Source organism: Acidobacterium sp. FHG110202_01 (assembly GCF_059115305.1).
In genome coordinates this window covers 563,869-585,856 of record NZ_JBZYWJ010000004.1, presented here as the reverse complement: position 1 = coordinate 585,856, position 21,988 = coordinate 563,869, and the positions used below count along the sequence as shown (strand labels likewise).

The window sequence follows — 21,988 nt, the reverse complement described above, 5'->3', positions numbered from 1 at the left end:
AGCTTTTGAATTTTGCAGTGAAATGTTTTATGCGGATGATTATGTACGTTTATCGCGGCTCATCGTTTCTTTGCCACAGTGCGTCGCCGTCGGGAAACACATGCACGCATGTGTATGCGGTGTGCATGTAATTCCTGAAGGGGGAGAGAGAGTCGTTGCAGAGAAGGCCGGGACTGCATCGCGCATCCAGCCATGGTGTCCAGAGGACATATCTTACTTCTTTTGATTTGATCTGCTGAATAGCGGATTCGATGTCTTTGGCGCGAGGAGTATAGAGAGGCTCTACGGTGGGAATGTAGAGCGGATTCTGCAACTGGAGAGGAATGTATACGCCGGGCCAGCCTGCCTGGAGGAATAGATCTCCGGGCTGGGTGAGCTGGGCAATCGAATGCAGCTTCTCATAATTCTGGGAATTGGTGGCGAGGCGTCCAGCCGGAAACCCAGCCACGACGGAGTGGGAAGCATGAGCCGCGATGATCTGCCGCGCAGCAAAACCAAGTGTGAGAATCCAGACCAGAGGGATGGCGTAGCGTTTGAACTGGTGGTTTTCGGCGAGCATCCATACGAACAGAATGATGCCGGGAAGAGACACAGCATAAAGGCGAAGCCAGTTGAGCGCGACGGCCACTTCGGCAAGCAGGAGAAATCCGACGAGAGCAAGCAGCGCGACACGTTCCCAGGGAAAAGACGGGTTCTTTCGCTGCGACCAGCATCGCCAGAGCGCCAGGCAGCAGGTGACCGGCAGAAGGGCATAGACGAAGAGATAGGGAGCAAGTTTCGGCGAGGTCTTCGATGTCAGAGCGACAGGAAGACCCAGCGACCATCCATAGGGAGAACGAGCGGGATACTTCAAAACATAGGTCACCTGGCAGTACCACAGCTGTTTCACTCCTACTGTGGCTATGAAATAAGCGTGGAGCAGCAGGAAGACAAAACCAAATCCCAGGAACAACGAGGCGAGGCTTTTGACGATCTCTGCCGGATGATTTTTCCAAAGCAGGAAGAGAGTAAATGCCAGAAGCGCGGCCGCTCCATGAGCCTGATTGAAGAAGGCGGCCAGAGCCAGAAGTGATCCGGCTGCGGCCAGCCTTACAGAGCTTGTGCCTCCCATCACTACATTCACTGCACCGGCAATTGCAAGGACGGCAAACCAATGGTTGGTCCCGTTGAGGGCGGCGCCATAAACAAGAACCAGAAACAGGGCTGTCGCGAGGCAGGCCAGGCGGTCTTTCATGAATCTGCTCGATAGAGAAAAGCAGAGCCACGCAAAAGCAACGCCGAGGGTAAGGACGATTGTGTTCGTCACCCATATGCGTTGACTGAAGAGCTTAAAGAAGGCGGCATAGAGAAGATCTGTACCAGGTGGTGTAAAGCTGAAGAAATCCCGGTAAATGTGCTCGCCGCTGATGAGGTGCTGGGCGCCCATCCAGAAGTACAGCTGATCCCCGCCCAGCAAAAACGCGATATCGTGCAAGGTAAAAAGATTGAGATAGAGGTATGCTGCAGCTCCGCACAGCGTGGCGATCAGGAGCCAGTTGGGGCGGCGTGTGGTTCGGGACTGTATCTCTGTCGCCAAATTTGCGGGCGTTGTAATCATGCGTGAAGGCCGTAAAGTATGCCGCGTGATTTTGAGCATACATTCCGTTCCACGACTACGATGGGTGCATCGGTGCTGTGCCGCATGAAGATTTTCATGTGGCAAACAAGGCAGGGATGACGTCTTTCCCTCAAGGTGCCGGCATCAAGCTTTAAATGGCTAAGGTGTAGTGAATACCTGTCAGTTCTTCTGATATATCCCAAGTTTCTTCTGCAAGTTCGTATTGGCCGCTCTGCCACCAAAACAAAGAAATGCTGTCGCACGTGGTTAGAGATAAGGTTCAGGGATTCCCGGTGATCCCGAGACGGATTGCAGTTTCTACCGGTGAGTAATTGCCGTCTTTGCGTTCGAGCTCGAAAGGGACACGCGGGTAGAGCGGCGGCTGCGCCATGAAACGCGGTGTTGTGCCGCGATGCGCCTGAGCGGCGTGAACCAGGAAGGGATGGCAGAGATACACGGTTCCCGCTGTTCCGGTTGCCAGGACCTCTTGCATTCCTCGTGTTTCGGGCTCCGCGAGGCGGGACAGTTCCATCATCGACATTCCGGCTTCTCCTGCAGGGGCGAGCAGACGAGCTACGCTTAAATGGGAACCAACGCGAATGCGCGTGGGTGCGTCAACTTCCGTGACATCAGAGAAGAGGAAGAGCATCAGCAGCGCGCGCCACTTTGATCTGATGTTGATGCACCAGTGGAGGTGGGAGTCAGAAGTTTCGGGTGGTGGGAAGCTTGCGTCAATGTGCCAGCCGGTGTCGCCCGGGTCGTCGGGATGGGGAAAGCGGATAGGGAATCCGCCCAGGCTCCCTCGTGGAACCCAGCGTCCTTCTCCCACGAATTCATCAAACGCGGCGTGTAGAACGAGTGTGTTTGCTGCCTGGCGAAATGGCTCCTGTGCGCAATCGCCAATGCGCACGACGGGACGTGTCCATGTTGTGGGGTCGTTGGGGTTGCAGCCGGTTTCGCGCCACAGGATGGCGCGCGCTTCCGCGGCCGTCTCGGCGGGGAAGGCATTTTCAAGCTTCACAAAGCCGTTGCGAACAAACTCTTCCACGCTTGTTGCATGCATACACGAATCTCCTCTTTTGTTTTTCTGGACCGGGCCACGGGCGTGGCCTCACAGAAAGACGGAGGAGATGCGGGTCATCATGATTTGCTCATGCTATCAAGGGTCTTGCGTACAGCTTTCATTATTTTTTGATGTTATTGGTTCGGCATCGGAGCGTTGAGCATGCCTGCCGTCAGGGCGCCGATGGCGGTTTTCATTATGCGCTGACCTTTCCCCGCCTCTGTTCGCTTGCCTCAATCATCCCGCTCAGGTCTGCGGCTGGGCGAATTTCCCAGGGGCCATACTGGACTCCCGGGTGGCGGGAGATCAGCTTGACGGCGTGATCGAGATCGCGCGCCTCGAGCACAAGGATTCCGCCGATCTGCTCCTTTGCTTCGGAGTAGGGGCCGTCGGTCACAGAGACCGCGCCTTTCGTCCAGCGCAGCGTCTTGGCCGTGGCAGCCGGTTGAAGAGCTTCGCCGGCAGCGAAATGTTCGTTCTTCCGCAACTCGTCGTCGTAAGTGAAGCACTTGTCAAGCATGGCGTGCTGCTGGCTCTCCTGCATGTTCTCGAACTTGCCAGGCTCGATGTATCCCAAACAAACGAATTTCATGGATTTCCTCCTTGATTTGAGGCGGCAGATGATTTGCCGTCTCATTACATCGTCGATTGGGAGGCGAGGGAATCGACAGATATTTCTAGATTTTTTGGGGGAGCATTTGACGCTTACCGGATACCGATGACGGAGAGCATGCGCCCGGTGTAGCCGTGCTCGGCACGGTGGGAGAAGTAACGGTCGGTGCTGCAGCTGGTGCAGTCACCCTGAAGGAAGATGTTTTCTGGGCGCAGTCCGGCATCGAGCAGCTGGCGGCGGTTGGCTTCGACGAGATCGAGATGGAGGCTAGGCCCGAGGTTCGAATGGCCGGGTGCTCGCGCGGTGAGGAAGAGCAGCGGATATTTTTCCTTGACAGGGTCGGAGTCGAAGACCTCGCGGAAGAGCTCGGGCGCGTAGGTGAATTGCGACTCGAATTGATCTCGCACCTCTTCGCCTGTGGCGTAGCAACACTGGCGGATGCCTGGGCCGATGGCGGCAGAGAGGTCGTCCGGGTGGCTGCCGAACTCGAGGCGCATGCGACCGGCGCCGTTTTCGACGATGCGCTTCAGGGTGCCGCGCCATCCGGCATGGAAGGCAGCAACGGCGCGCTGTTTGCGGTCGGCGATGAGCACGGGAATACAGTCGGCGGTCTGGATGCCGAGCAGGACGCCGGGTTCAGCGGTCATCAGGCCGTCGCCTTCGAGGTTGGCCTGTTCGTGTGTATCGGATTTGTAGATGGTGTGGATGATGGAGGAGTGGACCTGCTTGAGCGTCACCAATTCGGGGGTTCGTGCAGCATTTTTTGCAACGGCTTGAATGAGCAGCCTGCGATTTTCAAGCACTGTGGCTCTGTCATCCGATGCGGTGAAGCCGAGGTTCAGCTCGCCGGTCTTCTGCCCGGGGCTGTAGACCTTTGTGTTTCCGCCAAGGCGCGTGCTGAAGCCGTGGAGTAGCCATGGGGTTCCTGTCCACAGGGGGGATTGGGCGACTTCGAGCGTCTGCGCGGGAGAGACGGGCATCCAGCTTCATTCTAGATCAGGTGTTACTGAGGGTCAGGGAGAAACTGCAGGTCCCTCCGCTCCACCACCTCAACATGCGAACAGCACGCATGTTGGGATCCCGGTTCCGGTCGGGATGACAATTTCATTTATTTTGGAGTCTGGCCAAAATCGAAGTTTCTCCTGAAAAGCAATGGGCCCGCCTTCCGGCGGGCCCGCTTCAGAGGCATTTATAGAGGGGGAAGCCATGGGTAGTTGTGACTGAGGGTCCGCGTAAGCGGACAATTCAAGAGTGAATTTCAAGTACAGGTGAGATTGCTAGTACATGAAGTTGCCTCTAATCGTTGCTTATTATGAATGCGAGTCGAGCGCCAAAGTTGCCCAGGTTTTCTTAGAAATGCCTAATTTTCTGTGCATATCTTTTCACGGGTGTTTTAAACAATCCTTAAGGGTGGCCTTTCGCACCGGTTCAAAAAGACGCCGCAGCTCTGAGGCTGCGGCGTCTGTGAACGCAGGGTTTGCGTTAAACCAGGGCTTCGGCCTTCAGGTCCACCTTATCGAACCAGGAGTGAGCGGCTTTGAGGGCATGATTGACGTTTTCGATGTTCTTCACGCCTTCCGTGTTGAGCCATTCTTCAAAGGCCTTGGCGCCCTGCCTGGCGTAGACGGGGATGCCGTCTTTCCAGGTGGCGCGTCCGCAGAGAACGCCGTTGAAGCTGGTTCCGCTTTCGGCGGCGAGTTCGAGAGTCTCGATGAAGACAGGGTTGGAAACGCCGGCCGAGAGATAGATGAAGGGCTTGTGCGTGGAGGAGGCGGCCAGGCGGAAGTGCTCAAGCGCTTCGGCACGGGTGTAGGCCTGCTCGCCCTTGAAGGCTTTGGTGCCGGCGACAAATTCCATCTGAATGGGCACTTCGACCTTCAGCACATCGACGCCGTAGCGCTCCTTGCCGAACTCTTCCATCGATCCGGTGACGACCTCGGGCTTGCGCTTGGCATAGGCCAAGCTCTTTTCATCTTCGCCGTGGACATCATATCCAACTGTTTCGAGGAAAAAGGGGATGTCGTGCGCGCGGCACTCGTCGCCGATGCGCTCAACCCATGCGTGCTTGAGGTCATTGATAGCCGACTTCTCAAAGGGCGTGTAGTAGAGCAGGATCTTGATGCAGTCCGCGCCTGCTTCCTTCAGGCGGCGCACTGACCAGAGGTCCAGCAGATCGGGCAGGCGGCCAGGGGTGGCAGCGTCGTAGCCGGTCTTCTCATAGGCGAGCAGAAGGCCTTTGCCGTTGCGCTTCTTCGAAGCGGGCAGGCCGTACTCGGGATCGAGAAGGATGGCGGAAGCGTGCTTGGTGAGCACTTCGGTGACCAGGCTCTTGAATTCCTCAAGCGCCGAGGGAGGAAGATCGGATACGCCCTTCTCTTTTGCCAGCGATTTTTTCAACGAACCGCGCTGGTCCATAGCGGCTGCGGCGATGACGCCGCGCTCGTCCGAGACTGCCTTAAGTCCGGCCAGTTTTCCGGGAGTCAATTTGGTGGACATCGTCATTTCTCCTGCTCTGTTCTTTGGTGTCGGGACTTTAAGAAAACAAATTGCACCGATCATTCTAGAGCAAAACCAGAGTTCCTGTGTCCTTTCGGGGGAACTTGAGGGCCGTGACTCCAGGATGCATCAACTCTGGTTTTTGCTGTAACCGAGTGCGGGGAGGCCGGCATAGGGACTGCCGGATTCACTCTAGCGATTGGTGGAAGAAACAGAGAGATCGGATGCGGTCTCAGCCTGCGGCTGGTCTTCAGGGGAGGAAGCAGATGCAGCAGCTCCGTGGATGACGGGATCATAAAAGCGAAGGTGGCAGGAGGGGCAGATTTCGAGCTCCCATCGCACCCATTCTTTGCAATAGGGGCATTGCCTGTCGATGTAAGGACCGTGCACGTTGGCTGAATGGCGCTGGCGGCGGCCAAGGACAACAAACAGGCCGAGCAGGAGAAGCAGACCGAGGGCGGCGAGAAAGGTCAGAGCAGTCATCAAGGTCTCACACGTCGCGGAGCAATTCGGCAATCGTCATATGAAAGCCGAGGGCAATAACTTCGAGCATGCCAAGAGAGACGGACTTCCGTCCGCGCTCGATTTCGCTCAGATAGCTGCGGTTGATGCCGAGGATGATGGCCATCTGGAGCTGGGTCCAGCGGCGTTCGCGCCTGAGTGTGCGCACTTTGCCTCCGAAGCGGGCATTGACGTCGCGAACCGGAAGACTGAAGGGAAACGGAGTGGATTTTGCAGATGGAGCGGGTTCCGGGCCAGGCCGTAAAGCGACCATGACATCTGCCGGGCCCGTCTCCTCCACTTCTGGTCTGTCCCTGTACGACATCCCCGTTGATTCCCTCGATCCCTCTTGTCACTCTGCCGATACCTTTCTTGCTTATCGTCAGGTTTTGTTGTGCCTTGAGTTGTTTTGTGACTAAGAAGGCCGAGGGCGGGCATGCGTTGGGGGGATGATGTCCTTCCTGATGCTACCTTCTTCGTGTCCTGCGCACCCCGCAGGAGATGTTCGAATCATATCGTTTGAGTGAATCCGCCGGCTGGCCAGAATACAGGCACTGAGAAAGCCGAGAGAACCACCAAGACAGAACCCTGCAATTGCAGCAACAAAAATATACATAAACCTGCGCTTCGATGCTGTTGGAGCATTGGAGCTGAACACCATTTTTTTTAATCGGTGGACTGTGGAACTAATGTAACCAAATTGTACGAAGCAGATGGTCGACTATAGGCGGAATGTTGATTATAGGCGGAAAAGTATTTCGTGAATTCAGGAAATCTTGGTGCAACTAGCCTGACTTATGTAAAAGAGTAGTTCTTAAAATTCATAACTAAAAAGATTTTATAAGTGATCTACTTCTTCATAGAAGAACGCTGGTTTATACCGAAGTAATTTTAAGAGGCGATCTAAATCTCCTGATAGTTGTCTGACTATAAAAACTACAGATGTAAGTTACAGGGTCTTTTTTGATGTCTTTGCACTATGCCGAGGTTCACCATGATGCGTGTGTGCGCTGATAGAAATACGGCTCTGTTTGTCTCATTTTCTTTTCGCGAGAAACACGGAGAAAAACAGAATGGCCTATATCTTTCCTGCAAAGAGTCGTAAAGCAGAGGTTCTTCCATCGATCCACAGTGTGATGCAGCCTGCCCGGGACCGGGGCAATGAATGCCGCCGGGCAGCAGCGGAGCATGCCGGCGAGGCCTTCTGCTTCTGGCTGGCGAATTCCCTGGGGCTGCCTGTAGATACGTGGCAGCTGTGGGCATCTTTTGATAGCGAAAGCGGTCTGTGGTTTGAAGAGAGCAGAGGTTACATTGCGCCGGTGGTGCGGATCTGTCACGCATCCTGGCTTGCTCCCGGCAGCGACAGCAGCGAGACCTACGAGATCATTCCGTCGAAGTGGCAATCGAGGGTCGGGAACCGGAGCGACTTTGCCGGGATGGCGATGTTTGACGCGTGGGCTGGCGCGCGGCAATCCCGCCGTGCAATCTACGTCGGTCAGCCGGATGGAACGCTGCGCGCTCTGTTTCTTTCTCATGGAAAGATGTTCAACATCCAGGGCGATGACGGGACGATTCACTATGAGCCGTGGATCGACGTGAGGAAGCTCGTTCGCGCGCACCGGCATGCGCTTTCCGAATGGACGGAAGCCTCCATTGCAAGCTGGGCCGGCAAACTGCGCAGCCTCGATGCACAGCTCTTTGAAGCGGCATTCGATTATGCCTATGCAGACTGGCAGCCTGATGAATGGGAAGATAGCGTGCGCGCATATATTGCACGGCGGCACGCTGATATCGATGCGATTGCCGAAGCTATGATCATAGAACTTGAAGCGATGAGCCTTCGGATTTGAACGGCCCACTATGAAACATGGCGGCAATCGTCCCGTAATTTGCCGGAGAAGAAACTGCTGGCCCGACGGTATACTCTTCGCATGTCGGGGATGCAATGCCGGTTTGTGCTGCTCAAGTACGCTTCTGCCATGCGATCGGAGGCGGCAGATCCCTGTCTGGTGGTGGCGCATATCTATCCGCAGAACCGCGAAGAGCATGGTGTGCTGCATATTTCGCGACCTGACACCTGGACCGAAGCTATCTCGGAAGTACACCGGGACTATATCTCCCAGCTGATCGAAGACTGGGAGCAGACTGCACCTTCGGATATTCCCGAGTTATTCGAGCAACTGGGCAGACTATCGATCGGCCCACTGCGCACGGCAGGAGGAGGCGAGTGCCTTCCTGAGCAGGTGGAGAAGATTGCAGTTAAATTTTTTCAGGGAAGCAGCGGTTAGGGAGATAGGGAAGTAGGGAACTAGGGAGTTAGTAGAAGCATAAAACTATGCAGCGTCGATTCACGTTCTATTTCCCTATCTCCCTACTTCCCTAGTAGCTTCCTCTGCTCTTCCAGCAGCTGCCGAATGCCTCGTTCGGCGTAGTCCATCATCTCGAGCATGCGGGTGCGCGCGAAGGGTGTGCGCTCTGCAGTTGCCTGGACTTCGACCAGGCCGCCGTCTTCGGTCATAACGACATTCATGTCGACTTCAGCCTGTGAGTCTTCTTCATAAGCGAGATCGAGAAGGACTGTATTCTCGACGATGCCGACGCTGGTGGCGGAGACCAGCTGCGTGAGCGGCGACTTCTTGAGCGCTCCGGTTGCGACCATGCGGTTGAGGGCGAGGGCAAGCGCGGCGCAGGCCCCGGTGATGGCTGCGGTGCGCGTTCCGCCGTCAGCCTGGAGCACATCGCAGTCGAGGACGACGGTGCGCTCGCCCAGGGCCTGCATGTCGACGACGGCGCGGAGCGAGCGTCCGATGAGGCGCTGGATCTCGTGGGTGCGGCCGCCGACCTTGCCGCGTTCGGATTCGCGCGGCGTGCGGGTGAGGGTGGCGCGGGGCAGCATGCCGTATTCGGCGGTGACCCAGCCGCGTCCGCTGTTGCGCAGCCATGCGGGCACGCCCTGTTCGATGGTGGCGTTGCAGAGCACGCGCGTGTTGCCGAGCTCGATCAGGACAGAGCCCTCGGCGACGGCGACGTAATCCGGCGTGAGGCGCACGGGGCGCAGGGCGTCGGGGGCGCGATCGGAGGAGCGGAAGAAGGTCTTTACTGAATCTGGCATCGCTTCATTGTAAGCAATCGTGGTGGTTCAAATTGGGAATCCGGTATTTCGGTCCCAATTTGAGATTCTTGAAGTTTCGTGATGAAAACAAAGAGACTTCCGGGGTGATTCCCGGTTTTGTATCCCAATTCGGGAATGTCGGGAAATCGGGGGCTGATCGCAGGCATTCTCTCAAGTCAAGTCTGAGCAATCACTTAGAGGTGTGTTCCCACTCTGGCATGCGACGTGTATGTAGAGATGGGCAGAAAGAGGAATCCTGATGCCTGCACTCGTGAGAGCCACTCAGCCAGCGCCACCGGCGCGAAAGGCTGGAGGAAAGATCAGAGGGGAAACGCCGGAAGCGCTCAAGCATGATCTGCGCAATCTGATCGCTACCCTGGAGCTTTACTGCGATCTGCTTGCCGAGCCGGGAGTGCTTCGAGCGGGGCAGGAGCATTTCGCTGCCGACCTGAAGATGGTCGTTGGGACGAGCTCAAAATTGCTGCAGCGCTGTGCGGACGGGCCCGTGCAGAACACTGATCTCTCTGAAGAGCCGTATGTCTCCGATCCTGCTGCAGCGGTCCGTGAGCTCTACAGGCCGTTGAGTACGCTGGCGGGCCCGGCAATCGAGTTTGAAGTGGAGTGCCTGCCGTGCCCGGGGATGGTCCGTATTTCTCAGGAAGACCTGACCCGTATCCTCATCAACCTTACGCGCAACGCCGCCGAAGCCATGCCGCAGGGCGGGCGCATCCGCGTCACGCTGCAGCAGGGTGGAGGCGGCAGTTTTCTCGATGAGCGCAAAGCGGCGATACACACGCCCCGCACTGCGCTGCTCTCGGTGCAGGATTCCGGACCCGGCATTCCGGCGGAGATCGTTGACTGCATCTTTGAGGAAGGCTTCAGCACCAAAGAACGCAAAGCGCGACGACGGGGACTGGGATTGAGCACGGTCCGGCGTCTTGTGGAGAATGCCGGAGGCTCGGTGCGCGCCTTCTCCGCTCCCGGACGCGGAGCGCGCTTTGAGGTGGAGTTACTTCTGATACCTGCGGCACCGGTAAACGGAGTGTTTTCTGCTGATTTTCCCGAAAGGACAACCTTAGAATGCTAACCACTGCAACTTCTATGACGACATCTACCTTGCTGCCTTCGATGACCACTTCTGCTTTGTTGCCTTCTATGACGACTTCTACCCTGCTGCCAACAGGAGAGCATCGTGTCCGGATGAGTGTTCTCATCGTGGACGAAGACGCGGCGGTGCGCGACGCCTGTTCGGAGATTGCGTCGAAACAGGGTTTCCTCCCCCAGAATGTTCCGAATCTCGATGCTGCGCGCGAGCTGTTGCGCGGCAACAGCATCGACATTGTGCTGCTCGATCTGAAAGCCCCGGGCGCGGCCGGGCTGGAGCTGCTGGACGAGCTCAGGACGCTGCATCCGGACACAGCTGTGATTGTGATGACTGCTTTTGCTACGGTTACCTCGGCGGTGGAAGCGATGCGCACGGGCGCGGCCGATTATCTCACCAAGCCCTTTGCTCTCGATGAGCTTACGGCTGTGCTCGAACGCGCCTCGGAACGGAGGACGCTCGATCTCTCAAGCCGCCGCCTGCGTGAGAAGCTGCGCACCCAGCAGGGACTGGGCAACATCATCGGGCGCAGCGGAGAGATGGAAAAGATCTACCGCATTCTCTCGAAGGTTGCCTTCACCAATCATCCGGTTCTGATTCTGGGCGAGAGCGGGACGGGCAAGGAGATGATTGCGCGAGCGATCCACCTGAACGGACCGAACGCCGCCAAGCCCTTTGTTCCGGTCGACTGCAGCTCACTGGTGCCGACGCTGATTGAAAGCGAGCTCTTCGGCTATGTGAAGGGCGCATTCACCGGCGCCAACCGCTCGAAGGACGGCCTGCTGGTTTCAGCCGAAGGCGGCACGGTGTTTCTTGATGAGATCGGTGAAATGCCGCTTGACCTGCAGGCCAAGCTGTTGCGTGCTTTGCAGGAGAAGGAAGTCCGGCCGGTAGGAGCGACGCACCGCGTGCCTATCAATGTGCGCATTCTGGCTGCCACCAACCGCAACCTCGCGGAGATGGTCGAGCAGGGGCGTTTCCGCAAAGACCTTTATTACCGGCTGAATGTCGTCAACCTGCGACTGCCTTCGCTGCGGCAGCGCCGCGATGACATTCCGCTGCTCATCGCTCATTTTCTCGAGCGCAAGAACCGCGATTATGGCAAGACCTTCCGCGTGAGCGACGAGATGCTGCGCGTGCTGATGGATTACGACTGGCCGGGCAATGTGCGCGAGCTGGAGCATGTCATCGACCGCGCCTGCGCCTACTGTTCGGGCCATGTGCTGCAGCTGGGCGACGCTTCGTCGCCAATTGTTGCCTACTATTCGAGCACGCGCCCCAGGTTCACCCCTCCCCCATCTGCAAAGACGGATGCGGCTCTGACCGTGTTGGAGGTGACTCCGCTGGCCGAGCTGGAAAAGCGGGCCATTCTCGATGCGCTGGAAGCGCTGCGCGGCGACAAGCTGGCGGCGGCGCGGCTCCTCGGGATTGGGAAGACCACGCTCTATCGCAAGCTCAAGGAGTATGGGCTGGGCCAGGCCTGATTTTGCTTTGATTCGATTCAGCTGCTGTTTCTCACTTGAAAGGACACACCGATGCAGAGCATGTTGATGATTACTTCGATTCAGGGCGCGGAAAACTGCGCCTCTGTTCTCGCGAAACAGCTCGATCTCGCCGTTGAGGTTGTTTCAAGCCGCAAGGATGGGCTCGCGCGGCTGCGCCGGCAGGAATACGCCATTGTCGTGGTCGATGATGTGCTGGCCGAGGCCGATCCGGAGGCGACGGAGCTTCTGTGGAAGCATGCGGGGCTGGCGGTTCCGCTGCAGTTCAACTTCGCCATCTCAGGAACGGCGCGGCTGGTGCGCGAGGTCCGCTCGGTACTCTATCGCCGTGAACAGGAGCAGCTTCTTGCCATGCGCGCTGCAGCCGTGGCTGTGGAAAGCGAGCTGCGTGACACGGTTACCGGGTTGATTCTGCATTCCCAGCTTGCGCTCGAAGAGCCCTCGCTTACGCCGCAGCTTTCGGCGCGCCTGAAAACTGTGGCCCATCTTGCCGATGTGCTCAGGGTGAGGCTGGGGAGCGAGGCACAGGCCGCAGTCTGAGCTCTTACTCTTTTATTATCTAAGGGAATTTTCGTTATAGTTCTTTGCCAATTAGTGCATGAACGGTAAGTTTTTTAGACCTATGCGATATTCATGCTTCATACACATTTATTGATCTCCGACGTTTATGGTCAATGCAGGGGGTGGTCCCAGCGATACTGGGCCGCGATATGCGTTCGAAGAAATATTCTTAGAGTACGGAATGCGGGCTCTATCAAATGCATGCGCGGCTATTTGAACGGATCGCTCTTCAGGGTTAGGAATTTCAAACTCTAATCCCGAAGATATTTCAGCATTCGTCATTCCGATATTGCCTCCATCAATTTCCCATCCCTCAAATAGTTTCCGCAGCTCATTTGCGAAATCAATGGTATCGCCTGATTTACCGATAACATTTATTCGAACTCTTAACCCAACTCCAGCGGTGAGTTCACGTCGAAGCACGGTCATCTGAAGGTCGGTTAATATGCGAGGCGCGATGGGTGATGGGATTAGCGGCACAGATGGTTTGGTCCCAGAGTGATGTTTTGCATCGTTTAATTGCTTTTTTAGATCTACAATCTCGTCATCACAACTCTTTAGGCCAACCAGGTGGGATTCTTTTTTCCTGAGTTGTTGATTCTGAGTAACAAAGTCAACATGATCCTTGTAGATCGTTCTCACTACAAAAAAACCATATAGCACGCACCACAATATGACCGTTCCTATCACCGTAGGAATAAAAGAATCTCTAAGGTTTTGGCTGAAATGGGACTTAGTCACACTCCAACTCCAGCCGTCTTTTCTGAGCTTAAAAATAAGATTGAGGACGAGGACGAAGAAAAAACCAACAATCCCCACGATGATTGCCAGCGTGGTTGTCCCCAGCGCCGAAACCAGAGCCAGCCAAGATTGCCACAAAAGATTCTTACAATGAAACCACATGCCGGCAGGTTAGACCGCGCCTACATGTGCGCCAAGTATATTTATTACCTGCAATTGGCTGGTTTGCCTGCGTATACGCTGCTCTCTTTTCTTGACACACTGAATTTACGGAAATCTGGCATGCGCTCTCCTGTTCCAAAGTTTCCGGCATCTGTTAGAACAGAGGATGCTTGTTTCGTGGGGCTCTGCTGGTTCCATGTGGAGATTTGTGCGCCCTTTAAGCAGAACGCTTGATGCATATGGGAAGTAGAACGCGATAGAAAGCGTTCGGAAGTGTTTGGGGGAGTTTTTTCCGTGATGGAATTTCATATTTCCCGGGCGATCCGGGAAAAGCTGGATATCGACGAGCTGCTCTTCAGCTACACCGGCAACGTGGTATTCGGTGATGTAGCTGCCAGCCGCAGGCTTGCGCGCCAGCTCAATGCGGCGCATGGCGCGGATGCCGATCCTGCGAAGACCGTGAATGCCGGGGCCCTGTTTGCGATGGGGATGATTGATGAGCTCAATCATGCTCTGGTTTCGAGCTATCGCAAGGCCGTCGATCCTGCCGTATTTTCTGAGGCTATCCGGTGGTTTGCTGCGCGGATCGGGCCTGACGTGGAGCGGCTGCTCGTCGCTTTCGTCCAGCAGTTTCCCAATGTGGCGGTGTATCGCGGACAGGTCACGGCCGAGGAATGGCTGAAAGGCACGACGCAGGGGATTCCGAACCGCGAGGCCGCGCTCGAAGAGCTGATGCTGCTGTGGCTCGCGAACATGAATCCGGCATTTGCGCCTTTTCGCGAGCTGTTTGAAGATACGGCACTCGAGCAGCAGACGGTCTATCGCGGCGTAACTGCGTCGCTGCCGGACTATCTCACGACGCGCCCGCCGGTTGCGCCTGAAGTTGGGAGCCTGTTTGAGGCGCTGCGCGCGCCGATGCTGGCTTCGCCGGATTCGCTGACCGGGCAGCTGGACTTCATTCGCGATCGCTGGTCGAAGTACCTGGGGCAGGACCTGCGGCGCATATTGCTGGCGATTGATGTGCTGCGCGAAGAAGACCTGGCGATCTGGCTGCGTTTTCATCCGCCCGGGCCGGACTGGCACCGGCATGGTCCGCCGGGGCGGGGGACCGAAGGCTTCGTCGGCGATGAGTATGTCGGCTTCGACCAGCAATTCGGACAGAAAAGGTATGCCCATGACTATCAGGCGCCGCTGCACGAATACGAGGCCTTCAGCGCCGACCAGGCGTGGATGCCGAATGTGGTGCTCATTGCGAAGAGCACGTATGTGTGGCTGGAGCAGCTGTCGAAGAAATATGGACGGCATATTCATCGGCTGGACCATATTCCTGAAGAAGAGCTGAGGCTGCTTGCCGACCGGGGAATCACCGGGCTGTGGCTGATCGGGCTGTGGGAGAGAAGCATCGCATCGCGGACGATCAAGCGGCTGCGCGGGCATAGCGATGCGGTGGCGTCGGCTTATTCGCTCAAGGAGTATCAGATTGCCGAAGACCTTGGCGGAACGGGGGCGTACGAAGTTCTGCGCGGGCGGGCGTCGGCGCATGGCATCCGGCTGGCGAGCGATATGGTGCCGAACCACATGGGCATTGACTCGAACTGGGTCATCGAGCATCCCGACTGGTTTCTCTATCGCTGGGAGAGCCCGTTTCCTGCCTACAGCTTTGAAGGGCCTGATCTTTCGACGGACAGCCGCGTCGAGATCAAGATTGAAGACCACTACTACGATCAGACCGATGCCGCGGTTGCGTTTCGCCTGCGCCATCATCGCGAAGGAACGACGCGTTATGTCTACCACGGCAATGACGGAACGTCGTTCGCGTGGAATGATACGGCGCAGCTCGATTATTCGAAGCATGAAGTGCGCGAGCACGTGATCCAGACGATTCTGCATGTGGCGCGGCAGTTTCCCATCATCCGATTCGACGCGGCAATGGTGCTGGCCAAGCGGCATATTCAGAGGCTCTGGTTCCCGCTGCCGGGCGCGGGCGGATCGATTCCGTCGCGCGCAGAGAATGCGATGTCGCAGGAAGAGTTCGATGCGCTGATCCCGCATGAATTCTGGCGCGAGGTGGTGGATCGCGTGGCGGCGGAGGTTCCGGGAACGCTGCTGCTGGCCGAGGCGTTCTGGCTGCTGGAAGGATATTTTGTCCGCACGCTGGGCATGCACCGCGTCTACAACAGCGCCTTCATGAACATGCTGCGCGATGAGGAGAATGCGAAGTACCGGTCGTACCTGAAGAAGACGATCGAGTTCGATCCGGACATCATGAAGCGCTATGTGAACTTCATGAGCAATCCGGACGAGCGCACAGCGATCGACCAGTTCGGCACTGGCGACAAGTATTTTGGCGTGTGCACATTGCTGGCGACTTTGCCGGGGCTGCCCATGTTCGGACATGGGCAGATCGAAGGCTTTACGGAGCGCTACGGCATGGAGTTCAAGCGCGCGCGCATGGATGAGCATCCGGATGAAGGACTGGTGGCGCGTCATCAGCATGACATTGCTCCGCTGCTCAAAAAGCGCTGGCTCTTTGCCGAGAGCTATAACTTCGTGCTCTACGACTTCTGGACGGATTACGGGACGGTGGATGAAAATGTCTTCGCCTACTCGAACCGGCGCGATGGCGAGCGCGCACTGGTGCTCTATAACAATCGCTACGGAAGCACGCACGGCACGATTCACATGTCAGCTGCTTCGATGGACAAGGGCAGCGGCCAGCTGCGGCAAAGAAGTCTCGCTGATGGGCTTGCGCTGCCAATGGACGATTCAGTGATCCTTGCGTATCGCGACCACGCGCGCAATCTTGAGTATTTGCGGCGCGTCACGGACATTCGCCATCATGGGCTATGCCTTGATCTGCGCGGGTACCAGTATGTATCGCTGCTCCACTGGCGCGAGCTGCGGCCTTCGGCAGAACAGCCGTGGGATACGCTTTGCGATGCGCTGCACGGCGAGGGCGTTTACAGCGTCGATGAAGCGCTGACCAAGCTGCGCCTGCGTCCGCTGCATGATGCGATTCGGCAGGCGATCAGCCATCACCATGTCGAGCTGCTGGCTGAGATGGCCTTGAAGCCGGCGGAGAAGCCTTCTGTACGCGATGGTCATGAAGCTGAAAGACCGGCTGCGAAGAGTCCGCAGCCGGATTCTGAATTTGCGGGCGTTGATCCGCGGCTCCGCCCCCTGGTGAAGATCAGCCAGCTCGTTTTTGAGAAAGCGCTCGACTATCTTGGAGCGGAAGAACACGCCGTGATGGAGAAGGCTGATACGGACGGCAGGACGTGTGCTGCCATGCTGACGGCCGCTCTCGAAATTCCTCGCCTGGAGCAGGACTTCTCGACTGCATGGCCGGCAGCGGTGCGCCACATGCTTCCCAGTAATGCGCCCGCCTTCCCAGTGGCGCAGACGTGGGGACCTCTGCTCGCATGGATCATCCTGCGCAGTTTTTCGAGACCGCTTTTTGATCAGCTGCGGTTGCGGGATGCTCTGGCCGAAGCCTTTTCCTCGCTTGGCATCGAAGGCGAAAGGACATGGCGCGCGGCAGCGCAGGTGCGCATGCTGCTCGAGTATGGGAACGAGCCTGCAGAAGCTACGCTGCATTCGGAAGCATTCTGGGCTGATCCGGATGTCCGGTGGCTGACGGGAGTTAACCAGGCCGGGGAGAAAACCTACTTCAACAAGGAACAGTTCGAAGAGATGGTCAGCTGGTTACAACTGCCTGCGCTGATCGAGATTGCAGAGAAGAAGCTGAATGAGCCTGAGGCTGTAAGCAGGATTGAAAACGCTGTCTCAAGAGGTCTGCATGCGGCCGCGGAAGTCGGATATGATCTGCATCTGTTTCTTGAACCGCCTGCCGATGAGGAGAGCGAGCTTTCTACCCGGGGTCACCACGCCAAACAGCGAAAATAGTTCGCCAATTATTGTGCAGTTTATTCCACGCTTGCCCTGAAACGTTGGTGCAAGTGATCATGATGCTTCCATCGCTGGACGTTCACGCCGACAATTAGGAGCCACAGCGTCAGCAATCCTTCGCCAACTACGCCGGGAATCACAATCCAGGGGAAGAAGAGATGGCTTCCAAGCCGGGGCCAAAGGAAGGTCAGATAACCCAGGCCTGCCAGCGCCATCAGGACGCCGAGAATCCGAGGAAGGAAGATTGACCTGAAAATGAGATAGCCGATCAGGATGCAATGGAGTCCGAAAGGCACCATGGCGATGCAGTAACCGCTGTTGAAGGCGGCCGCAGAGTGAGGAGCGTTCTGGTACAGGACTACGACGCCGAAATAACTCAGCGAATTGGCTGCCATCACCGTGACAAAGATGAGCCTGAAGAGCACTGCAAGCAGAGAAAGACTCTTGTTTACCGGCTTGAGCAAATCATAAAGGATGACCGCTACGCCGGCATCGCACACAAGAGTGACGATCATCTTCGCCGGCGTGGCGGTCGCGGCGCCGCTCGGGGCTGCGATGAAGATGAGCAGATACAAGAGGCCGGCGATTCTGGCTTCAAGACGCGGGGATGCACCTGCAATCCGCTTCATTATTTCAGTCGTGTTCACACTTTTCTTTTCCTCGTGCCGGACCTTCGTTCAGTACCTATGGGCACGGAGTTACACGCGTTCTATCTCTGCGCCGGCCTGTATGTTCCATCGTCGACCGTTCAGCCCGATTACCAGGAGCCAAAGCATGAGCACTCCTTCTCCTGTGAAACCAGCGATCACATTGTAAGGGGCCAGGTGGTCAGTGAGCGGGATTGACAGATCGGTCAGCCAGGCGAGACCGCCCATGGCCATCAGCACGCCAAGGATTCGCGGCAGAAAGGCCGACCGGAAAACCAGAAAACCAATCAGCAGACAATAGAGTCCATGAAATATAAGGGCAATGTTCGCTCCCCGGAAATGGAATTGAAAAGCTTCCAAAGTAAGCGAAACAAGATTGAAGAACGCCGCGAGCCAAGCAATGCTTTTATTCACCGGCTTCAGAAATTGGCAAAGCAGCAGCGTGACAATCGCGAAGGATACGACTGGAATGAGTCCAGCTGCGTAGAGCCACCTACCGCGAACAAAAGCCTCGTCGAATACCGCCGATAGTACGGCGAGCAGATAAAAAACTCCGGCAACCCTGGCCTTGAGCCTGGGGGACGATTCTTGAATCTGTTGTGTCATTTCATCGCCTCCGGAAAGTCCACTTCACCAGTCGATCAACAGTTGCTGGAACTTTAGAGAAGAGCTCTCGCCTGGGGTTTCATACGCGGGCGAAAGCTTGCTGGTTCCATTTCTCGGACAGCTGGACCGAGGACTGACCTCGTGTCCAGCTGACGACTGCAGGCCAGCGCTCTCTTCTGCCGCCTTTTCATGGCAAAACATACGGCACTATTCTGGATCTGCGAATCGCCAGCTTACGATTTTGACGTTTGGCGTAGTAACTCCTGCCAGAAAAAACAAAGAGCAGACATTGCAATCAATGTCTGCTCTTTGGTCGAAGTATTGCCTGGCTGTTATTGCGGGGTTGGGCCGTCTTCCTGTTCGACTTCCTTGCCTTCGCCGGGGAAGGGCCATTTGCGGTTGAGCGGCTGCATTTCTTCGCGCACGTTTTTGGGCACGTTGCTGATCTTGAGATTTTCGAGGAAGTGCGCGCCGAGCTTGCCCGCGCTGGCGATATCGATGTCGCCATCGTGATCAAGATCGGCAGCGATGAACTGCGTGCCGGCACTCGCGGTGCCATTGGCTGACAGCTCATAGCGGAGGAAGAGCGGATCGTGCGCTGTGTCGGAAACGCGCATCGTGTCCACGGCTCCCCTGGTGTTCATCGCAGCTGCCGGTTTTCCTGTGTGCGCCTTTGCAGCTGCAATTTCGGCTTTGGTGGGCAGCTTGTAGGCGTAGACCACGACAGGATCGTAGGAGCCGGGGTCATTGCCGGAGTGTCCGCGATAGCGTTTGCCGGTGATGAGCTCTGGCGTGCCGTCGCCATCAACATCGACGAGCGCAAGCGCGTGCGACTGCGAGAAGGACTCATCGATGGTATGCCGTATCCATAGCGGATGGGCGGCGGTGCCGGCCTGCTCCAGCCAGTAGAGGCCATAACCGTGGCCCTGGCCAAAGATGAGGTCCATCCTGCCATCATGGTTCACGTCATAGCCGAGGATGGGAAACCCGGTGTCGCCGAGGTCCCAGACGCCGTGCCATTTCCAGAGATCGTTGTCGGCATTGATCTGCTCGAACCATCCATGGGGAGTGAGGATGTCGGGCTTGCCATCGCCGTTGATGTCGGCAACGCCGATGCCGTGGCCGTCCTGCTCGCGTCCGCCCGGGTGGTGCACGGCGGGCTTGTCCTTGGAGAAGTCGATCCAGAGCACGCCCGAGCGGTTGTAGTGGGCAAGAGCAAGATCGGGCTTGCCGTCGCCGTTGATGTCGAAGAAAGCTCCGCCTTCCGTGTCGAAGCTGTCGGTGATCTTTTCGGCCTTCCACATAGCTCCGGCAGCAGTTGCCTTGGGGCCGGGGTTGCGATACCACCAGACGCCATTCAGGATCCAGCCAGTGGTGACAAGGTCGGGCAGGCCATCGTGATCGACGTCGACGATCCACTCGCCGCAGTCGGAGACGAATTCATTGTGGATGCCGACAGTGCGGAACTGGTGCTGCTTCCACTCGCCGCCCTGCGCGCCGGGATTTTCATACCAGTAGGCGCCGCTGAGCAGGTCCTGAAAGCCATCGCCGTTCATGTCGAGCAGCGAGATGCCTTCGGCATGGTCGCTGCCAAGACGGTGGGCGAGAAAGGCAATGCGTGTTGCGCCACCGGGGCCGTTGCCGGGCTCCGGTTTGCGGAACTCTGTGGCTTTTCCCGGTTCCTGCGCGTGCGCGAAAACGGGGACGAAAAGAGGCAGAGCCAGAAGGGGGAGAAGGTACCGGGTGTAATTCTTCATCAGGCTTTGCGCTCCTCGAGCTTCATGGTTTCGGGGTTCCAGTGAACGATGGTGTTGTGCTCGAGGCTGATGTTGCTGAGCAGCGCAGCGCCGGCGGCGCGGAAGCCGAAAGTAGCGTCCTCAACAACCGGAGTTCTGGTGCGAACCGCATTGAAGAAGTTATGGAAGTGGTCGTAGCTGTCCAGATAGTCGGTAGGCGCAGCGAACTTCTGCACCTCGACCGGCGGCGTGCCGCTGAAATGCTTCTGAGGATACTTCTTGCGGTATTCCGCGATGTATTCCTTCTGCATGGCTTCGGCAAAGGTCGAGACGGTGTAGCCGGGTTCGCTCTCGGGAGGAGTGCGGCTGGCGGTGACCGTGTTGCCGGCGATGGTGATCTGGCCTTCGGAACCGGTGAAGAGGAAGCCTTCGCTCTCTTCGCCGCCGTCGACGAAGTTGACGCGCAGGCTCAGGTTGAAGCCCTCAGGGTAATCAAAGAGCGCGAGAAGAACGTCGTCGGCGTCGCGGCCGTCTTTCCAGTAGCGCAGGCCGCCGGTAGCCATGGCGCGCGTAGGCCCGTGAGCGCCTGTAATGAAGTGCGTGCCGCTGAAGAGATGCACGAAGAGATCGCCGGCAACACCGGAGCCGTAGTCCTTCCACTTGCGCCATTGGAAGAAGTGCTCTGGATTGAAGGGAATTTTCGGGGCTGTACCCAGGAAGCGCGGCCAGTCACAGGTCTGCTCAGAGGCATCGAGCGGGATGGAGTAATTCCAGGCGCCGATGGACGAGTTACGGTCCCAGTAGGCGCTGACCATGTTGAGTTTTCCGATCATGCCGGAGGCGAGCAGTTCTTTTGCTTTCGCGTAAACCACTGAGCTCACGCGCTGGCTGCCGATCTGGATGATGCGGTTGGTCTTGTGCGCGGTTTCAATGATCTCCGGGCCGTCCTTGTAAAGGTGGATCATCGGCTTCTCAAGGTAGACGTCCTTGCCGGCGTTCATTGCGTCGACAGCAGCCTGCTTGTGCCAGTGGTCGGGAGTGGCGATGAGAACAGCATCCACGTCCTGGCGCGCGAGAATTTCGCGGTAGTCGCGTGTAGTGAAGACGTCCTGCCCCCAGACTTCCTTTGCGTGGGTGAGCCGGCCATCGTAGCAGTCGGCAACGGCCACCAGCTTGACGCCGGGCACCTGTATTGCGGTGCGCGTGTCGCCCTGACCCTGAATGCCCGCGCCGATGAGGGCGAGGTGAATGTTGTCATTCGCAGAACGTGGTGCGGGGGACTGGACTTGAGCAAAGAGTGGTTGCAGGCGGGTAGTTTTTGCGGCAGTCATGACAGCAGCAGCCTTCATAAACGATCTGCGATCGAGCATGGTCGATAGAAATCTCACTTTCCCGTGAAATAGGCGTCGAGGAATTTTAGCCATATGCATTGTAAAGGAGTTCGGCTCCCTATGAAGATATTGAACCCTGCGGTACGAAACAGCTATATGACTATTGGCATCCCCCGGAAATGATATTGGCCTGGGCAATACGGCCTATGGAAGGAATGGCCGTCCTTCTCAGAGAGTTTTAAGGTACGCCTGTTAACTTTAACAGCTGGCAAATCAAGACGCAGCTTCAGCCTGCCATCCAAGATTGCC

Annotated in this window: 19 protein-coding genes; 6 read left to right on the top strand and 13 right to left on the bottom strand. The window is 57.0% G+C overall.

From position 1 onward, the window contains the following. Nucleotides 1-49 precede the first annotated feature (49 nt). The 7 genes from AC5S16_RS11500 to AC5S16_RS11470 all read right to left on the bottom strand — a co-directional run bounded on the left by AC5S16_RS11500 (nucleotide 50) and on the right by AC5S16_RS11470 (nucleotide 6,544). Entirely contained in the window at nucleotides 50-1,636 is a 1,587-nt protein-coding gene (locus AC5S16_RS11500) for a hypothetical protein (protein ID WP_493930203.1), read from the bottom strand. A gap of 241 nt (nucleotides 1,637-1,877) precedes the next feature. Next, nucleotides 1,878-2,660 carry a phytanoyl-CoA dioxygenase family protein gene (locus AC5S16_RS11495; RefSeq protein ID WP_493930202.1) on the bottom strand — a complete coding sequence of 261 codons (783 nt, stop codon included), beginning with the start codon at nucleotides 2,658-2,660 and terminating at the stop codon, nucleotides 1,878-1,880. Nucleotides 2,661-2,856: 196 nt separating this feature from the next. Further along, nucleotides 2,857-3,252, bottom strand: coding sequence for a YciI family protein (locus tag AC5S16_RS11490; protein WP_493930201.1), 396 nt, complete (start codon nucleotides 3,250-3,252; stop codon nucleotides 2,857-2,859). A gap of 113 nt (nucleotides 3,253-3,365) precedes the next feature. After that, nucleotides 3,366-4,253 (bottom strand): peptidoglycan editing factor PgeF, encoded by an 888-nt coding sequence (pgeF, locus tag AC5S16_RS11485; protein ID WP_493930200.1) that lies wholly within the window; start codon nucleotides 4,251-4,253, stop codon nucleotides 3,366-3,368. A 502-nt stretch (nucleotides 4,254-4,755) separates the two neighbouring features. After that, the gene (locus tag AC5S16_RS11480) at nucleotides 4,756-5,769 is read right to left on the bottom strand and encodes a tagatose 1,6-diphosphate aldolase (RefSeq protein ID WP_493930199.1); all 1,014 of its coding nucleotides are present in this window, start codon (nucleotides 5,767-5,769) and stop codon (nucleotides 4,756-4,758) included. 192 nt (nucleotides 5,770-5,961) lie between these two features. Next, nucleotides 5,962-6,252: a hypothetical protein gene (locus AC5S16_RS11475; RefSeq protein ID WP_493930198.1), complete on the bottom strand. Its 291-nt coding sequence runs from the start codon at nucleotides 6,250-6,252 to the stop codon at nucleotides 5,962-5,964. A gap of 7 nt (nucleotides 6,253-6,259) precedes the next feature. Continuing rightward, nucleotides 6,260-6,544, bottom strand: a complete 285-nt coding sequence (locus AC5S16_RS11470) for a helix-turn-helix domain-containing protein (protein ID WP_493930197.1) — start codon at nucleotides 6,542-6,544, stop codon at nucleotides 6,260-6,262. Nucleotides 6,545-7,343: 799 nt separating this feature from the next. Between AC5S16_RS11470 and AC5S16_RS11465 the strand changes: the two genes are divergently transcribed. Both AC5S16_RS11465 and AC5S16_RS11460 read left to right on the top strand, forming a co-directional pair. After that, a complete protein-coding gene (locus AC5S16_RS11465) occupies nucleotides 7,344-8,120 on the top strand; it encodes a hypothetical protein (RefSeq protein ID WP_493930196.1) in 777 nt (258 codons plus the stop codon). Between the two features lie 39 nt (nucleotides 8,121-8,159). Further along, on the top strand, nucleotides 8,160-8,558 hold the full coding sequence (locus AC5S16_RS11460; protein WP_493930195.1) for a hypothetical protein: 399 nt from the start codon (nucleotides 8,160-8,162) through the stop codon (nucleotides 8,556-8,558). 83 nt (nucleotides 8,559-8,641) lie between these two features. On the opposite strand, the gene rph is transcribed toward AC5S16_RS11460, so the two are convergent. Beyond that, the gene (rph, locus tag AC5S16_RS11455; protein ID WP_493930194.1) at nucleotides 8,642-9,382 is read right to left on the bottom strand and encodes a ribonuclease PH; all 741 of its coding nucleotides are present in this window, start codon (nucleotides 9,380-9,382) and stop codon (nucleotides 8,642-8,644) included. Nucleotides 9,383-9,641: 259 nt separating this feature from the next. Here rph and AC5S16_RS11450 point away from each other — a divergent pair, with 259 nt between their 5' ends. From AC5S16_RS11450 to AC5S16_RS11440, 3 genes are all read left to right on the top strand, one after another. Further along, nucleotides 9,642-10,469 (top strand): sensor histidine kinase, encoded by an 828-nt coding sequence (locus AC5S16_RS11450; protein WP_493930193.1) that lies wholly within the window; start codon nucleotides 9,642-9,644, stop codon nucleotides 10,467-10,469. A 113-nt stretch (nucleotides 10,470-10,582) separates the two neighbouring features. Then, on the top strand, nucleotides 10,583-11,968 hold the full coding sequence (locus AC5S16_RS11445) for a sigma-54-dependent transcriptional regulator (RefSeq protein WP_493930192.1): 1,386 nt from the start codon (nucleotides 10,583-10,585) through the stop codon (nucleotides 11,966-11,968). Between the two features lie 66 nt (nucleotides 11,969-12,034). Next, nucleotides 12,035-12,526: a hypothetical protein gene (locus AC5S16_RS11440; RefSeq protein WP_493930191.1), complete on the top strand. Its 492-nt coding sequence runs from the start codon at nucleotides 12,035-12,037 to the stop codon at nucleotides 12,524-12,526. 108 nt (nucleotides 12,527-12,634) lie between these two features. On the opposite strand, the gene AC5S16_RS11435 is transcribed toward AC5S16_RS11440, so the two are convergent. After that, nucleotides 12,635-13,426 carry a hypothetical protein gene (locus AC5S16_RS11435; protein ID WP_493930190.1) on the bottom strand — a complete coding sequence of 264 codons (792 nt, stop codon included), beginning with the start codon at nucleotides 13,424-13,426 and terminating at the stop codon, nucleotides 12,635-12,637. Between the two features lie 321 nt (nucleotides 13,427-13,747). Here AC5S16_RS11435 and AC5S16_RS11430 point away from each other — a divergent pair, with 321 nt between their 5' ends. Continuing rightward, nucleotides 13,748-17,356 (top strand): alpha-amylase family protein, encoded by a 3,609-nt coding sequence (locus tag AC5S16_RS11430; protein WP_493930189.1) that lies wholly within the window; start codon nucleotides 13,748-13,750, stop codon nucleotides 17,354-17,356. Between the two features lie 20 nt (nucleotides 17,357-17,376). On the opposite strand, the gene AC5S16_RS11425 is transcribed toward AC5S16_RS11430, so the two are convergent. The 4 genes from AC5S16_RS11425 to AC5S16_RS11410 all read right to left on the bottom strand — a co-directional run bounded on the left by AC5S16_RS11425 (nucleotide 17,377) and on the right by AC5S16_RS11410 (nucleotide 21,697). After that, the gene (locus AC5S16_RS11425; RefSeq protein WP_493930188.1) at nucleotides 17,377-18,006 is read right to left on the bottom strand and encodes a DUF4386 domain-containing protein; all 630 of its coding nucleotides are present in this window, start codon (nucleotides 18,004-18,006) and stop codon (nucleotides 17,377-17,379) included. Nucleotides 18,007-18,057: 51 nt separating this feature from the next. Next, nucleotides 18,058-18,612, bottom strand: coding sequence for a DUF4386 domain-containing protein (locus AC5S16_RS11420; protein ID WP_493930187.1), 555 nt, complete (start codon nucleotides 18,610-18,612; stop codon nucleotides 18,058-18,060). 332 nt (nucleotides 18,613-18,944) lie between these two features. Continuing rightward, the gene (locus AC5S16_RS11415; RefSeq protein ID WP_493930186.1) at nucleotides 18,945-20,369 is read right to left on the bottom strand and encodes an FG-GAP repeat domain-containing protein; all 1,425 of its coding nucleotides are present in this window, start codon (nucleotides 20,367-20,369) and stop codon (nucleotides 18,945-18,947) included. Continuing rightward, nucleotides 20,369-21,697, bottom strand: coding sequence for a Gfo/Idh/MocA family protein (locus AC5S16_RS11410; protein ID WP_493930185.1), 1,329 nt, complete (start codon nucleotides 21,695-21,697; stop codon nucleotides 20,369-20,371). Before AC5S16_RS11410 ends, AC5S16_RS11415 begins: the two co-directional genes overlap by 1 nt. Between the last annotated feature and the right edge of the window lie 291 nt (nucleotides 21,698-21,988).